General features: G+C 43.6%; 8 protein-coding genes. 6 read left to right on the top strand and 2 right to left on the bottom strand.

Going from position 1 to position 15949, the window contains the following annotated elements; genetic code table 11:
- Positions 1 to 15: 15 nt before the first annotated feature.
- The gene (locus tag DN752_RS06000) at positions 16 to 1368 is read right to left on the bottom strand and encodes a sigma-54-dependent transcriptional regulator (RefSeq protein WP_112783110.1); all 1353 of its coding nucleotides are present in this window, start codon (positions 1366 to 1368) and stop codon (positions 16 to 18) included.
- 245 nt (positions 1369 to 1613) lie between these two features.
- On the opposite strand from DN752_RS06000, the gene DN752_RS05995 reads away from it, so the two are divergent.
- Complete coding sequence (locus DN752_RS05995; protein WP_112783109.1) at positions 1614 to 2420, top strand: glycosyltransferase; 807 nt, start codon at positions 1614 to 1616, stop codon at positions 2418 to 2420.
- A gap of 322 nt (positions 2421 to 2742) precedes the next feature.
- On the opposite strand, the gene DN752_RS05990 is transcribed toward DN752_RS05995, so the two are convergent.
- Positions 2743 to 6606 (bottom strand): PAS domain-containing hybrid sensor histidine kinase/response regulator, encoded by a 3864-nt coding sequence (locus DN752_RS05990; protein WP_245949474.1) that lies wholly within the window; start codon positions 6604 to 6606, stop codon positions 2743 to 2745.
- 687 nt (positions 6607 to 7293) lie between these two features.
- Here DN752_RS05990 and DN752_RS05985 point away from each other — a divergent pair.
- From DN752_RS05985 to DN752_RS05965, 5 genes are all read left to right on the top strand, one after another.
- Positions 7294 to 8460 (top strand): MFS transporter, encoded by a 1167-nt coding sequence (locus DN752_RS05985; RefSeq protein WP_112783107.1) that lies wholly within the window; start codon positions 7294 to 7296, stop codon positions 8458 to 8460.
- A gap of 459 nt (positions 8461 to 8919) precedes the next feature.
- Positions 8920 to 9471 carry an RNA polymerase sigma-70 factor gene (locus DN752_RS05980; RefSeq protein ID WP_112783106.1) on the top strand — a complete coding sequence of 184 codons (552 nt, stop codon included), beginning with the start codon at positions 8920 to 8922 and terminating at the stop codon, positions 9469 to 9471.
- A 240-nt stretch (positions 9472 to 9711) separates the two neighbouring features.
- The gene (locus DN752_RS05975) at positions 9712 to 10881 is read left to right on the top strand and encodes a FecR family protein (protein ID WP_162633134.1); all 1170 of its coding nucleotides are present in this window, start codon (positions 9712 to 9714) and stop codon (positions 10879 to 10881) included.
- A gap of 74 nt (positions 10882 to 10955) precedes the next feature.
- Positions 10956 to 14348: a TonB-dependent receptor gene (locus DN752_RS05970; RefSeq protein ID WP_112783104.1), complete on the top strand. Its 3393-nt coding sequence runs from the start codon at positions 10956 to 10958 to the stop codon at positions 14346 to 14348.
- Between the two features lie 14 nt (positions 14349 to 14362).
- A complete protein-coding gene (locus DN752_RS05965; RefSeq protein ID WP_112783103.1) occupies positions 14363 to 15865 on the top strand; it encodes a RagB/SusD family nutrient uptake outer membrane protein in 1503 nt (500 codons plus the stop codon).
- Positions 15866 to 15949 lie beyond the last annotated feature (84 nt).

The following is a 15949-nucleotide window of genomic DNA, read 5'->3' as shown; positions in this document are numbered from 1 at the left end:
CGAACTTTGTAATGGCTACAGCTCTCTTTCTTTGAGCATTTTATAAATGGTGCTTTTGCCAATGTCTAGCAGCCTGGCCGTGTTCATAACATCATTGTCGTTTTTTTGTAGGTAATATTTGATGATATCCTTGGTATGTTCCTTTAGTGTTTTTTGTTCCATGAGGAAGAGGTCTTCCTTGGTTATACTGGTAAAGGAGATATCTTCTGGTAAAATTTCGTTTTCATTGGACATGACGATGGCCAGCTCTATGAGGGCTTTTAATTCCCGGACATTGCCCGGATATTGGTATTTAAGTAGTTTGTCTTTGGCTGCTAGACTGATAGAAATAGGAGCCATATCATTGGCTTTACAAAATTCATCCATGAAAAACTTGGCCAATAAAAGGATGTCATTTCCTCGGTCTCTCAATGGGGGAAGGGCGATCGGGAGTCCCATGATCCTGAAAAATAGGTCTTCCCTAAATTCGTTTGCTTTGACCTTTTCAGCCAGGTTTTGGTGGGTGGCCACGATCAAGCGCACATCGACCTTTATTTTTTCATGGCCACCGATACGGGTTACTTCACGTTCTTGGAGGACACGTAATAGTTTACTTTGGTTGTTCAGGTCCATTTCGGCTATTTCATCCAAGAAAATGGTGCCGCCTATAGCTTCTTCGAATTTCCCTATTTTTCTGGTGACGGCTCCAGTGAAGGCACCTTTTTCGTAACCAAACAGTTCGCTTTCTATAAGGTCTTTAGGAATGGCTCCCATATTTACAGCGACGAATTTTTTCTTTTTCCGTTTGCTGTTATAATGGATCGCTTTGGCGACCACTTCCTTGCCTGTTCCGGTTTCGCCGGTAATGGACACATTGATATTGGTCTTGATGGCTTTTTCCATTAGGCCAAATACCTTTTGCAGGGAAGGGCTATTGCCGATTATTGAGTTTTGAAAACTGAATTTTTGACCGAGTTCTTCCTTGAGGGTTTCCACTTCATTCCTCAGGTGCTGGTTTTCCCTTATCCGAATGACACTGTTCCAGAGCAGGTCTTTTGTGGAGTCGTCTTTTAATAGGTAATCACTGACTCCCATTTTAAGTAATTTCACTGCTACCCCAATATCCTCTTGTGAGCTGATCACAATAACCGGCAAATCAGGATGGCTACTCCTTATTTTATTGTACAGCTCATCACCGTTCATGTCCGGTAATGAAAAATCCAGCGTAACCAAGTTGGGCTTAAGGTAAAGGTGGTCGAGAAGGGCCCTGCCCGAATCAAATCTCCTGACTTCATAATCTGGGTTTAGGCCCAAATGGTACTCCAGAATCTGTCCATACCACGGGTCGTCTTCTACTACAAAAATTTTAAATCCGTTCGTCGCCTCCATGCCAAATAAAAATCAATTAATACGCCTTTTATAGGAACTAATATAGATAAAATTCAGAGAAACACTCGTACAGAATCTAGAATGAATTCCAAAAAATGGAATTTTGGCTATCTGTGTTTATTGTAACTAGTTGATTATAAGAGGTGTGAGTTTTTAGTGTGAAATTTGACTATCCTAGATAGCTAACAATAAGGCGGTGTAAAAATAGCTGTGTTGTGTAGTTTGCCCATTTAGCCAGCAACAAGATGAAAAATATACGAAAGGAACAATTCCAACAATTCGCCATAATCATTTCTTGTTATAATGAAGATATCGCATTCTCTTATCATCATTATTTAACCTTTGCAAGGATGAACCCGAATGTTCTCCTATGTTTTGTGAATGATGGTAGTACCGATAATACCGCAGCAATGTTGAAAAATATCCAGTTGCAGTCATCTGAAAATATTATCGTGCTTCATCTAAAGCAAAGAAAAGGGAAAGCCAATGCTGTGCGAGAGGGAATGCTGTATGTCCATGATAGGTACCCTATCCAACGGTTTGGTTATTTGGATTTTGATTTAAAGACTACTCCGGAAGAGTGGTTGCAAATGGCATGTAGTCAACAGAACCAATCAAATTTTGGTGTTATTCTAGGAAAAAGGGTGCTCCGCTCTGGGCAGTCAGCTTTGCGGCGGGTCAAATTGTCCTTAATGGGAAAAATCACTCGTCAGCTCATACAATTTATCCTGGAACCTAAGTTGAGAGATACTTATTGTGGGACTAAGATATTTCATCGGGCGATAGTTCCGTTGGTCTTTGATAAGCTGTTCCGATCGTCTATGTTGTTTGATTTGGAGATAATTTTACGATTGAAACAGGCAATAGGGTCGGATACTCTTCAAAATAGGGTGTTGGAATTTTCCGGAAAACACTGGTCGGGTATCGATGATTGCCGACTTAAGCTGCAAGAGACCATAGTGGTGTCAGTACGATTGGTTCAGTTGTTTTATACCTATCGAATGGCACCAAGTTTATCATTGAAACCAACCTCAACGATAAAGACTATTTGACCGGGTTCGCAATAGATAGGCGAAAGTATATTCGGGGTTTAAATGAAAAGATTAATTCGATTTTCGAAATCAATCCCCTTCTCTGAAGGGCTGTCCAGAAAGTCCTCTTTAGGAGTTTAGGGGCGGGTTTGGACGGATTTCCTTCGAAGGCAAAATCTTTACTGCGACGACAATAAAAAAAATGAAGGATAATCACTTAAGGCTGGTTAAAGAAGAAGTTGACTTATCACCCATATATTGACTTTAGGTTAAGCCTTGATGTGTACTTCTACCGGAGCTTCTGGCCCGGTAGAAGTTTTTTTTTGTCAGGTGATTTCTCGTTTTAGTTTTTTGTATACCCCTCAATCAGTACTTTGGCGTTATTTACTTCCTCCAATATCATCTTTATTTCATTTTCGAGACTTGGATCACTAAAATCAAAGTTCCTTCTGGTTTCCATCTTTGAGCTGAGCTGCGAAAGCCGGGTGAGGTACATGGCGCTGGCCGTACTATAGAGCTTATGAGCGGCAATGGAAAGCCCTTCACCCTTTGAATGAAGGATATCTTCCAGCTGCACGCTGGATTTTTCCAATTCCTTCAAGCCTGATTTTAGGATCACTTGAAACATTTCACTTTCCAAATCGGGAAATCCGAGTACGGCTTGGAATTTTTCAAGATCAAACTGCTGAAAGGAGGAACTCTGGATAACTGTCTTGTTGGCAGATGACGCATCGTTTTCTTTGTCGCTTTCCCATTTTTTCAGCAAATTGACTACGTCTGCTTCCACAAAAGGCTTGGCGATAAAATCATTCATCCCTGCTTGTAGGCATTTTTCCCTTTCACCTTTTACATTTCCAGCCGTCAGGGCAATGATCAGAATATCATGTTTGTTGTATATTTTTCTGATCTCCCGGGTGGCTTCGTAGCCATTCATCTCAGGCATTTGGACATCCATGAAAATCACCTCAGGAATTTCAGTTTTCATCACGGTAAGTGCCTCCAGACCGTTGGTGGCCTCTAGGATTTTGGTGGTAGGAGAAAGGTTATGGATGACCGTTTTTGCCAGAAGCATATTGATGCTATTGTCTTCTACGACCAGCACAGTGGTGCCTTCAGGGAAGTGGTTTTTACTAATATTGGTTTTGGCTGTTTTTTGATGGTCCTGCTTTTTGTTAATAGTAAGCAAGGCATTGTACATCTCCTGTAGTTTGATGGGTTTGACGAGTTTTTTTCGTACCCCCAATTCTTTACAAGCTTTGAGGATCCGGTCATCATCCGAAGAGCTGTGCAAAAAGATAATGGGCTGGTGTTCGACAATTTCCCGTATTTTGCGAATGGTTTCGATGCCATTCATATAGGGCATGTGATAATCCATCAGGACCACATCAAATTTGCCTTCTTCTACCAGTTTTTGAAGTGCTTCAAACCCATTTTTGGCTTGGACCGACTCGATTCCCCGGAGGGACATCATCCGTTCCAAAATCATTCTATTGTTATCGTTGTCATCTACGATAAGGACTCTTTGGATATCAATATCTTCTTCAATAATATCAGGTTCTTCCTGTTCTGATTTTACGGTGAGGTCAAAGAAAAATGTACTTCCCTCACCTACCTTGCTTTTGAGTTTTAGTCCACTGTCCATCATCTGGAGCAGACTGTTGGAGATGGTCAGGCCGAGCCCTGTGCCTCCGTATTTTTTGGTGGTGCTGATGTCCTCTTGTGAAAAGGCTTCGAATATTTTGCTCTGTTTTTCCTCTTTGATCCCTATTCCCGTATCCCTTACAGAAAAACGCAGGGTGATTTCATTTTCCTCATTTAACTGGGAAAGAGGATGGAGTTGCAGCTCTATTTCTCCTGTTTCGGTAAACTTGGAAGCATTCCCGAGTAAATTCACCAATATCTGCTTCAGGCGTACACTGTCCATCCAGATAAAGCGAGGAACATCAGGATGGATGTTCAGTAGCATCTCCAGCCCTTTTTTGTGGACCTCATAGGTGATGATATCACTGGCTTGTTCGGTGAGTTCATAGAGGTCACACTTATCGATGTCCAGCTCCAATTTGCCGGCTTCGATCTTTGAGAAGTCCAGTATGTCATTGATGATATTGAGCAGGGCATTGCCGGATTGGTTGACAATGGAGAGGTACTGCTCCTGGGTATCTGAAAGGTCTGTTTTGAGCACCAAGTCTGTAAACCCTATCACACCATTAAGCGGTGTACGGATTTCATGGCTCATGTTGGCGAGAAATTCTGATTTGGCTTTACTGGCCTGTTCGGCAAGTATTTTGGCTTTTTTGAGTTCGTCTCGTTGAAGGCAGGATTCAGTGATGTCTTGTGTAAGCATCATGATCCCTCCAATGCTGCCATCGTAGTGGTGCCATGGCCGTACTTCCCATCTTAGGAATTGGTCGTGATCCCATCCTTCAGGGCGCCAGCGGTCTTCTTCATTGCTGATGACTTCACCTTGGAGACAGCGATGGTGGATGTCCTTCCATCCTTCCGAAATATTGCCGAAAACTTCGTAGTGTGACTTTCCTCTGATTTCTTGGTTCTGAAGTTGGTATTCTTCGATCCATCGATTACTATATGCGATGTATTTGATGTCGGTGTCAAACATTGCCACCGCAGCAGGTGCATGGGTCACGAAGGCGTTCAGTCGGGCTTGTTCTATTAAGAGGGCGTTTTCAGCTTCTTTTCGTTCTGTAATATCGGTGGCCATGCCCAGGTAGCCCGTTATTTCCCCATTTCCATTTCGCATGGTGGTTACTGCCAAGGAGACAAAAAGCTTGGAGCCATCTTTCCGAATGTAGGTCCACTCGCGTTCCTCCGCACCCTCAAGTTCGGACTTGAAGACAAATACCTTGAAGCCAGTGATTTCTTGGCCATAGCGTTCGCTCAGTTCCTTACTCCGCTCTTGTATTTCCTTGGGCTCATGGATGATAGCGGGTGTTTGTTGTCCGATCATTTCAGCAGCAGAGTAGCCTAGCATTTTTTCGGCACCATTGTTAAATAGCGTGATGATGCCTTCCGTGTTTGTAGAGATAATGCTTACTTCCGAAGAGGCATTTTGGACATCTTCCAAGAGTTTTTTGGACTTGATGATTTCCATCTCGGCGAGTTTTTGGGCCGATATGTCCTGAAACGTCCCGTACACTCGAATGCATTTTCCGTTCTTAAACTCGGGTTTGCCGATGGCGCGCGTCCATACCTCCTTGCCCGTGACCGTGATGAGGATGAGCTCAAGGTCATACGGCTGGCCGTTACTGACGGCATTGTCAAAAGCCTTCTGAATGGCTTTCCGGTGCTTCCCCTCTTTAAAAAATCCAATGGCCCTTTCTGTGTCAGGGACAAAGTCATCAGGTACTTCGTGGATTTCCCTTGTTACATCCGACCAATAGATCTCGCCCTTGACCAGGTCAAGGTCCCATCCTCCAACCCTGGCTACGCTATTGGTCTGCTCGAGCATTTCTTTTAGGCGGTTATATTCATGCTCTAGCTTGTGCCTTTCTGTAATATCCAAGGCATTTCCCAGTATAAATGGGGCGCCGTTTTCGTCCTTTTGGAGTACATTAGTGAATAGCCAATACCGGATACTTCCGTCCTTGTGCAGGACTTGCATGGTGCCTTGGCTATGGCCTGACTTCAGGATGGATTTTAGGTATTCATTGAGGTATACATGACGCTCCTTCGGGATAAGGTCATAAAGGGATTTTTCTTCCAGTTCTTCCTTTTTGTAACCAAGGCTGTTTGCACTGGCATTATTGACCAGCAGGATCTTCCCCAAGGGGTCGTGAGTGCACATCAGTCCCATTGATTGGTGGAAAAAAAACTCGAACTGATTATTGGACAAGCTACTCGATTTTGGGTTTTTAAAGTAGCTGTCCGAAATTTCTTCTGCGATGAGGTTTATTTGTTCCAGTTCCTTGTTTTGGACTGCTTTGATTGGCGGGTTGACAATGATCAGTGCTCTGCTTACCTTCTTATCGTCCAAGGAAAGGGGGGATATTATTGCTCTGAGCGGTTCTTTGCCATTGGTGTTGAGGTGGGCGTTTGTTTTTCCGGCAGAGGAAGAAGCTTGAATGGCTTTTATGAAATCAGTTCTTCCTGCTGCTAATTTTTCAGCGTTGGCATTGATTGAAGCGACGACGTTGAGGTTTTTTCCATGGCTGGAGGCGATAAAGGCCCACTCACCCTGGGTGATTTGCAATGCCAATCGTAGTAACCTACAATTAATCGGTTTTGGGATTGTTTGAAGATGATGTTGGTTACTGGTATTGGACATTTTATGCGTTGTTCTTATGATTTAATTAACCAAATAGCTTGGGTAATTGTTATGAATTAACTATAATTTTTTGACTATTAAAAGTATATTTTACTAGATGCTTTAATGAGCTTTTTAGGCTGTGTTAACCACTTTTTTTGTAGTTTAAAATGACTAGTTGGTTTTCGGGAGTTCTAGGTTCAGCTCACCTACTTATGGTATAATGACCACTTTCTGTGGGGGATAAATGGAATTCACTAAAGGAGGCAAATGCGAGATAGGTCAATATTATATTATAAAAGTTGCTGACTAGTGTTCCCAAATCATCTCCTAGAAGGATTAGTGACAGATGTAGCATGAATTGGTTGATGTAGTATAAATATATTTTTTATTTCGAGAATTTTATGTGATTTTGCGTATCGGCTGCATGGTGAAAATACTTTATATATAGATAATAACGCTATAAAGTATGGTCGTGGAGTTGGTCCTTATTTTTGGAGAAGAAAGAGATAGTCACTGTAAGGCTTATGTTTTTACATTCTCCAAGCCATAAAAGACTAACTTGGAGCACTTGGTGTCATTTATAAGTAGCCTTATTCCTGAATTTTAACATAAACCTTTATAACCACAAAAATGAATCAAACTAGTAATCGAAATGTGCTTTTTCGGGCCAGTTGCTTGGCGCTGATTGTTACGTCCATGACTTTTGCCGTTAGGGCAAAGCTAGAGGGGGTATTGGAAACTGATTTTCAACTTACCGGAGTAGAGATAGGGTTGGCCTTTGCGCCAGCATTTTGGGGGTTTACCATTGCGATGTTAATAGGTGGGCCGCTTGTTGATTATTTTGGCATAAAAAAGATTGTGTGGGTGGCCTTTTTTAGCCATGCGATCGGTATCCTACTTACGATATTTTCCTATGATTTCAACTCGTTTTTTGTAGGAACCATGTTTATTGGCATTGGCAATGGTATGGTGGAGGCAGCGTGTAATCCGCTCGTGGCCAGTCTGTATCCAGAAAACAAGGCTAAAATGCTGAACAGGTTTCATGTGTGGTTTCCCGGCGGTATAGTGGTAGGAGGCGTGATCGGTTACCTGCTCATGGATGTGATGAATTTGCCATGGCAAGTATTGGTCGGCGTGTTGTTTATTCCTTTGTTGACATACGGATTCTTGTTTTTTGGAAAGACCCTGCCAAAGACAGAGCGGGTACAGATGGGGGTCTCTAATGCACAAATGTGGAAAGGTGTCATTTCCCCTTTATTCCTGCTTATGGCTTTTTGCATGTTGCTTACCGCATCTACCGAACTGAGCACTAATCAGCGGATCGAAGGCCTGCTGAAGGACGCCAATGTCTCAGGAATATTGATCCTCGTCTTTATAAATGGGATTATGGCTATAGGTCGTGGTTTTGCTGGTCCCGTAGTCAAAAGACTTGACACTACTGGAATGTTACTCTTTTCGGCTGTTTTTAGTTGTCTGGGCTTGATTTTACTGAGCAAGGCTACTGGAACGGCCGTTTTTGGAGCTGCTTTTGTATTTGCTGTTGGCGTGACCTATTTCTGGCCTACGATGCTGAGTTTTGTGGCAGAGAGGATTCCAGAGAGCGGAGCTCTCGGGCTGTCTATAATGGGTGGATTGGGGATGCTGTCTGTCTCCATCGTACTGCCTATTATGGGCTCGTTTATGGATGAAGCCAGTGGGGCTTCCACTTTTATGTACATGGCCATTCTGCCAGCTATACTGATAGTGATTTTTACGATGCTTTTTTTGAAATTCCGACACAATAAAATGGTCAGGTAATTCATAAGTAAATGACTTGAAGAAATAGCTTCATTAAAGAAATTTCGGATCTCTTCAAATTTGCTAGTTGCTCATTTGGAGAGATCCGTGTTTATAAAGCCATCGTGGCCCCATCATTTAACCCGGGTTAACTGGACTCTCTGCCGTCTTTTTAAGAAAGCTCGAAAAGCACCACTTTTTAGCAATATTTTATCAATTAAAGGTGATTTATTTTGATTTGGATAATAATTGCAGTGTTTTGGTATATATAGAGGTTGTTTATGGCCTGTTTTTTTGCGGTATTTCTGTTATGATCAAAATTATATTATTCCACCCCTTTCAGGGAGAGGATAAGCACATGTTTTGAGCATGACCAACCAACGTGGGAAAAGGGTGTTTTTATGAAAAGCCTAAGTTTGCGCCCATTAGGTTGACCTTTTTGATAATGGTGAAAGTAGATCAATTTGCTTGTCTTTTAAAATGAACGTCCAAGATAAAATACTGTTAAAAGAACTTCAAGAAAGGAATCAAGAGGTCTTTGAAGCGTTGTTTCGTGAATATTATTCAGGGCTTTTGAGGTTTGCTGAGGGAATAGTCTTTGATGAAAAAGTCAGCGAAGATATCGTGCAGAATATTTTTTTGTTCCTCTGGGAAAGGGTGGAGTATTTGGTAATCACTGCTTCATTAAAACAGTATTTATATCAAGCGGTGAAAAACCGCTGTTTTAACCACCTTAGAAACATAAAGATTCGTGATAAGCATAATGTCCTCTACTTGGAGGCTTGTTTAAATGACCGAAATGTGGACTTGGCCGATACGGGGATATCGCGAACGATAGAAGCGTCGATACTTAATTTGCCCCCAAAAATGGCGGAAATATTTAGGCTCAAGTATCAACATGTAAAATCCATCAGAGCAATTGCGGAAGAGCTGGAGGTGTCGGAAAACACCGTTAAGACGCAGTTGTATCGTGCCAAGATTAAGCTCCGTGCATCACTTCAAGAATCATTAAACTTACATTTTGTTTTTTGATATACGCTTTTTTGCCAGTAGCTTTTATTTCTCACAGAACGCACAGAAGACCCAGAATGAAATAAGGCTTTTTTGCCCAATACCGTTAGCTTTTAACCCCGGTGTTGAAGCAATCTGGGTTAATTTTTTCCATGGCTTGGGGTGTTGATGCAGGATTTTGAGTGGAGTGAAAAAAAATAAAATAATATTTGTCACCCTTTAGATGTGAGGTATGTGTCGTTAGGTAAAAATGATAAATAGGTGGGAAGATATTTAGAGTACATGGATTTTTCGATCGTTTGGAAAAAACTGAATGGAAGCCTTACGGAAAAAGAGGAAGAGCAATTACGGAGTTGGCGAGCCCTGAGTGCTGACCATGAAAATTATTACCAGAAGGCAAAGCAGTTTTATGCCAATGGATCAAAATGGCCGTTGGATAAAAGCCATGAGGAGGAGGCATGGAAGGCTTTGCAAAAAAAGGCCGAGGTGGTTCGTCCGGAAAAGACGAAGAGGATCCAATTTAGTCTTTCGATGTTGGCTGCTTGTGTGGTGGTATTTTTTGTAGCTGTCGTGGTCTTGAGACCCATAAGTAAGCCTTCGACCAATGAGGGGAATCAAGTGGTGTCCTTGCAGCCGGGGAAGGACCGGGCTATTCTGAAAACTGAAAATGGAGTATACGACTTATCATCCGAAGCGAGCAAAGGCCTTCAAGAGCAGGGTGCGGCCCAGCTGACACAAGGAAATACCTTGGAGTACCATGACACCGGAGGAAGTAATGGAAAGGAAACTTATAACACCTTGATTACTCCAAAGGGAGGACAGTTTAAGCTGATTCTATCCGATGGCACCAAGGTCTGGTTAAATGCCAGTTCCTCCATAATCTATCCTACCCGGTTTTTGGGGGCGACGAGAGAGGTGGAGGTAAAAGGGGAGGCCTATTTTGAGGTAAAAGAAGATCCCTCCCGTCCATTTTTGGTAAAGACCGCACGACAAACACTTCGGGTGTTGGGTACGGTCTTTAATGTCACTTCGTATGAGGATGATGCGGAAATAGTCACCACGCTGGTGGAGGGGAGTGTAGCGGTTTTTGACCCGGGTGTGCCGGGAGTACAAAAGGTGCTGCAGCCAAGTGAACAAAGTGTTTGGGACTATCATGAAGAAAAACCCCATGTACGGTCAGTGGATGTGCATCAATATATAGCGTGGAAAGAGGGGTGGTTTGTTTTTCAACATACGCCATTGATCGACATTGTGAACCGCTTGGCGAGATGGTATGATTTTACATTCGAATTCAAAAATGAAAGTACTAAACAGATCCCTTTTACAGGTAAAGTAAGACGCTACGAAAATCTACAGGAAGTCGTGGACCTGTGGGAGAAAACAGGTGATGTGGAATTTAAATTAGAAAGGAGGCATATGATAATAAAGTAAGACCACTAAGAAAGAAGGGGCTTTTTTTGAAGCCCTTGTATAATCAATTTTGTACTATTTAGCAATTAACAATTATGCTCAAAAAACCCAAAAAACAACCAATAGGAATAGGAGGGAAACTCTTATTGTCAGCATTCCTTTCGGTGATGTTCGTGATGATGGTTTCAGCACGGACTATACCACAAGAAGGAAACATCGAACTGGACCTGCACGATGCTTCAGCAGAGCAGGTATTTAAGGCACTAAAATCCCAAAGTGATTTTACTTTTCTGTATCGCTCTGATTTGATCCAGGAAATCCCAAAAATCAGCATTAAAGTAAAAAAAGCAAAGATTGAAAATGTATTGGATCAAGTATTGACCCCTTACAATTTTTCTTACGAGATATCAGACCAAACAGTGGTGATCCGTAAGCAAGAGCCAACCCAGGCGTCATCACAGGCAGCCAAGTCCGAGCCATTAGCGATCTCGGTAGAAGGTAAGGTGATCGATGAAACTGGAGAAGCGCTTCCAGGAGTTTCTATATTAGAAAAAGGCACCACCAATGGTACCGTCACCGACATTGACGGGACTTACCGCATAGAGGTAGCCACAGAGGAGTCAGTATTGATCTTCAGCTTCATAGGGATGCAGACGCAAGAAATCCAGGTAGGAAGCCAGCAGAAGATCGATGTCGAACTGGTTTCGGATACCGAAGCGCTTGATGAAGTGATTGTGATCGGCTATGGTACCCAGAAGAAGTCGGACCTTACCGGTGCAGTAGGATCGGTAGGAGGAAAGGAACTGAACGAGCGGCCTTCCGCCAGTTTGAGCCAAAATCTTTCAGGGAGAGTGCAGGGGGTGAATGTGTCCGTTAATTCCGGCCGTCCCGGAGGTCGTGCAAACATCCGTATCCGGGGCAACACATCCGTCAGCATTGCCAATGATCCGTTATATGTGATCGATGGAGTGATCCTTAACGCGGGTGGACTGGCCAATGGAAGTACGCCGATTGATTATATTAATCCCGGCGATATCGCATCCATTGAAGTATTGAAAGATGCCTCTGCTACGGCGATTTATGGAGCCAGAGGGGCTAATGGCGTTATTCTGGTGACCACCAAAAGAGGTGGGAAAGACGGTGCGAGAATCTCCTACGAGGGCAATTATAGCGTGGGTGTTCTGCCAAGGAAAATCCCCTTGTTGAATTCGGAGGAGTTTTTGGCCACTGAAGACTTGGCTTATCAAAATGCACAAAAATACGACCCTATAGGCTGGGCAAATGGCATTTATGAAGACCCAAAATTGAAGAGAACAGATCCGCGTCTTTTTGATGAAAACGGCAACCCTCTTTACGACACAGACTGGCAAGAGGAGTCATTTAAACCGGCCTTTACCCAGAATCATCAGCTCAGCGTCACCGGTGGCAATGCCGACGGGAATTATGGATTGTACTTGGGCTATAGGGACGAAGATGGCCTCATGGCTGAGTCATGGATGAAGCGGTATTCCACTAGGTTTGTTTTTGACAGTAAAGTGAAGGACTGGGTCAAAATAGGGGGCGTACTCAGCTATAATGACCAAAAGGAAAGTCAAGTGGACCCTCTTGGCGGTGGAGGAATCGTCGCCATGCGTCAGGTGCTGGAAGAGCTGCCGATCATCCCGGTGCGCTATCCTGATGGCTCTTGGGGCGGTAATGAGGACTACCCCGGTATGGAAGGAGGAAATAACCCTATCCATGTGGTCAATGAACGTAAATACCTGCTCAACACCCAAACATTGATCGGTAATGTCTATGCCAATTTTTTCTTGGCAAAGGGACTAGAGCTACGTTCCAGTGTCTCTGCTAATATTATTAATCAGCGCAACGACTATTACGGAGGAAGAGACCTGAATTACATTGCAAAAAACCAGCGTGGCGATGCCTATGTGAGAAATGACCGACGTAATTCTTGGCAGTTTGAAAATTACCTGACCTACGATAAGCAGATCAATGATGATCACCATCTTAATGCCATGCTAGGATTATCTTGGCAGCACGTGGACGATTTCTACTCCATGGCGAGGTCCCAAAATTTCCAGGATGATTACTTCCAGTATAATAACCTCGGAGCAGGTGCCAATGCGATCCAGCCACAATCAGGCACAACAGCATACGGATTGAACTCCTACTTTTCGAGAATAAATTATAGTTTGAAAGACAAGTACTTGTTTACCCTGACTGGACGGGCTGACGGGTCCTCAAAGTTTGGTGAAGAAAACAGGTTTGCGTTTTTCCCCTCTGCGGCCATTGCCTGGAGGGCGTCTGACGAACAGTTTTTGAATGCCAGCAAGCTGATTTCGAATTTGAAGTTCAGGGCCAGTATTGGGCAGACCGGAAATTCAGAAATCACCGCTTACCAAGCGCTGGCAGGTATGGGCAGCTATGCAGTAATCTTTGATAACCAACGAGAAATAGGTCAGGGAGTTGGACGATTGGCCAATCCTGACCTAAAATGGGAAAAAACCACCCAAGTGGATTTTGGGGTGGAGCTAGGCTTGATCCAGAACCGCTTTATGCTTGAATTGGACTTGTATCGTAAAATCACCGAAGATATGCTGCTGAGTGCGCCAGTGCCTTCCAGTAGTGGCTATACTGTCGTGAGCCAAAATGTGGGAAGTATGGAAAACAAGGGGATAGAGATCGGCTTGAATACCGTCAATATAGAGAAGGAAAATTTCTCATGGAGTACCACCTTTAATATCTCCATCAACAAGAACAAGGTGACTGAACTTGCTGGGGGATCGGATATTTTTCTGGGATCGACCATCGTGAGAAAAGGGGAGCCAGTAGGGTCTTTCTTTGGGTTTGTCCATGAGGGAACCTGGGATACCGATGAGGCTTCCGTAGCAGCAGAATACAATAAGCTGCCCGGAGATATCAAGTACAGGGATGTCAATGAAGATGGCGAGATCAATGATGCCGATAGGGTGATCATAGGAAAGGGGATTCCGGACGGCTTTGGTACGTTTGCCAATACGTTTAGGTACAAGGGTTTTGAGCTTTTGGTGGATATTCAGTATAGTTATGGAAATGATGTGTTGTTCAGGAGCAAGCACTCTGCTGAAGACCGTACGGGCATAGCCAATAGTTTCAGAACAGTACTGAATGCTTGGACACCCGAAAACCAAAACACGAACGTCGCTCAGATCCGCCCCCTTGTAGCTGGCTATAATACCAACAATGATTCGGATCGTGTACGAGAGGCTTCGTTTATCAGGGGAAGAAACCTGCTCTTGGCCTATAACTTCAATGGCGACCTGCTGGAACGATTAAATCTCTATAATCTCAGGGCATTTGTGTCGGTACAGAATTTCTTTTTGTCCACCGAATATGAGGGGTATGATCCGGAAGTATCCACTTCGGGGGCTGCATTTGACCAAGGGGTGGACCTGTATGCGTATCCTAAACCTAGGGTGTTTATGCTCGGGGTAAATGTCACACTATAAACTGAAGCTGAACGATGAAAGGACTAAAAAATCTAAAATATAAAGTGCTGATAATGCTGGTGGCAGTATTTGGTGGCGGATGTACGGATTTTCTCGATGAAAAAGACCGTTCTAATTTTACACTTGAGAATTACTTCACCAAGCCAGAACATGCTACCTCGGTGGTGAATGCGATCTATGAAAGCTTACGGCCGATCACCCAAAGTGGCTTTGGAGGGGGAGCGTGGATGATGACAGAATTTGCCACGGGCTTAGCAGATACTGATCTGGGCCAAGCCCAATACAGCCTGTTTGTCAAAAACCTGATCAATAACTCCGACAATGGCTACGGCCAAACGTATTGGACGAATTATTACCGGGGGATTGCCAATGCCAACTTGGCCATAGACCAAATTCCCGCCATAAACATGGATGAAGGGCTGAAAAGTCAGCTGCTTGGAGAAGCGTATTTTATGCGGGCGTATTACTATTTTCATCTAGTGAGGTTATTCGGCAATATACCGTTGATCACCGAGCCGATCGATCTGTCATCTGATCAGCTACTGGCCAGTCCTGCTGATCCAGCGGATGTCTACAATACCATAGTGGCAGACTTATTGGAAGCCGAAAAAACCGGTCTGGCTTTTCGGGATCCTACGGGACGTGCGTCCATGGGGGCTGTCAAGACCATGTTAGCTTCGGTTTATCTGACTATGGCAGGGTATCCGTTGCAGATGGGGGATGAGTATTATTCCTTGGCTGCTGAGAAGGCTGAAGAAGTGATAGACTCGGGGGAGTTTTCCCTTTTTGCTTCCTATGACGATCTACATGAGCCTGCCCAAAAAAATCTGGGCGAAAATATCTTTATGATTCAATTTGCACCTTACCTGATGCCTTCGACCTGGCAGGTCTCCATAATTCCTTATAACAGGGGGATATCCAACTACAGTGCAGAGACTGGGGGGATTTTTGCTGATGAGAATTTTGTCAAGGCTTACCCAGATGGCGATAAGCGCGCGGAGGAAAAAGCATTTTACTACACAAGTTATTCCCTGCGATCAGATAGAGATGAGGTAATTGAGTTGGGGGATTATTACCTGTTTAAGCATTTTGATGAGGAAGCCCAGACCAATACCACCAGTAGTGGTCTCAATTGGCCAGTGATGCGGTATGCAGAGGCTTTGCTGATATTTGCAGAAGCCTCTAACGAAGCAGAAGGTCCCAATGCCAAGGCCTATGATGCTGTCAATGAAATAAGGGAAAGAGCAGGACTGGATCCGTTAGCGGGGCTGAGCAAGGAAGTCCTCAGAGAAGAAATATGGAAAGAAAAATGGTTTGAGCTGTCTTTTGAGAACAAAACGTGGTTTGATATGGTACGATTGAGAAAAGCGTTTAATGTAACCACTGGACAATTTGAGGATTACGTGGGCCATCAATTTGTATATGGACCTGTCCTTAAAGAGCGGGAGTTACTCTTCCCCATACCAACAGCAGAGATCAGAAACAATCCTAACTTGGTCCAAAATACAGGGTACTAATCAGGGATGAACCATAACAAAAGAGGGGCACTTTTTAGAAGTGTCCCTCTTTTTCTTGCAGCCGATTTATGCATTAGGCGTCGT

It is taken from the genome of Echinicola strongylocentroti (assembly GCF_003260975.1).
Taxonomy (GTDB): Bacteria; Bacteroidota; Bacteroidia; order Cytophagales; family Cyclobacteriaceae; genus Echinicola; species Echinicola strongylocentroti.
The sequence above is the reverse complement of the archived record's forward strand: the minus strand, read 5'-3'. Positions and strand labels throughout refer to the sequence as shown.

Bases quoted from the DNA above. Each gene is read 5' to 3' on its own strand.
- DN752_RS05970 (WP_112783104.1), top strand. From the start codon at position 10,956: ATGCTCAAAAAACCCAAAAAACAACCAATAGGAATAGGAGGGAAACTC.
- DN752_RS05995 (WP_112783109.1), top strand. From the start codon at position 1,614: ATGAAAAATATACGAAAGGAACAATTCCAACAATTCGCCATAATCATT.
- DN752_RS05985 (WP_112783107.1), top strand. From the start codon at position 7,294: ATGAATCAAACTAGTAATCGAAATGTGCTTTTTCGGGCCAGTTGCTTG.
- DN752_RS06000 (WP_112783110.1), bottom strand. From the start codon at position 1,368: ATGGAGGCGACGAACGGATTTAAAATTTTTGTAGTAGAAGACGACCCG.
- DN752_RS05965 (WP_112783103.1), top strand. From the start codon at position 14,363: ATGAAAGGACTAAAAAATCTAAAATATAAAGTGCTGATAATGCTGGTG.
- DN752_RS05980 (WP_112783106.1), top strand. From the start codon at position 8,920: ATGAACGTCCAAGATAAAATACTGTTAAAAGAACTTCAAGAAAGGAAT.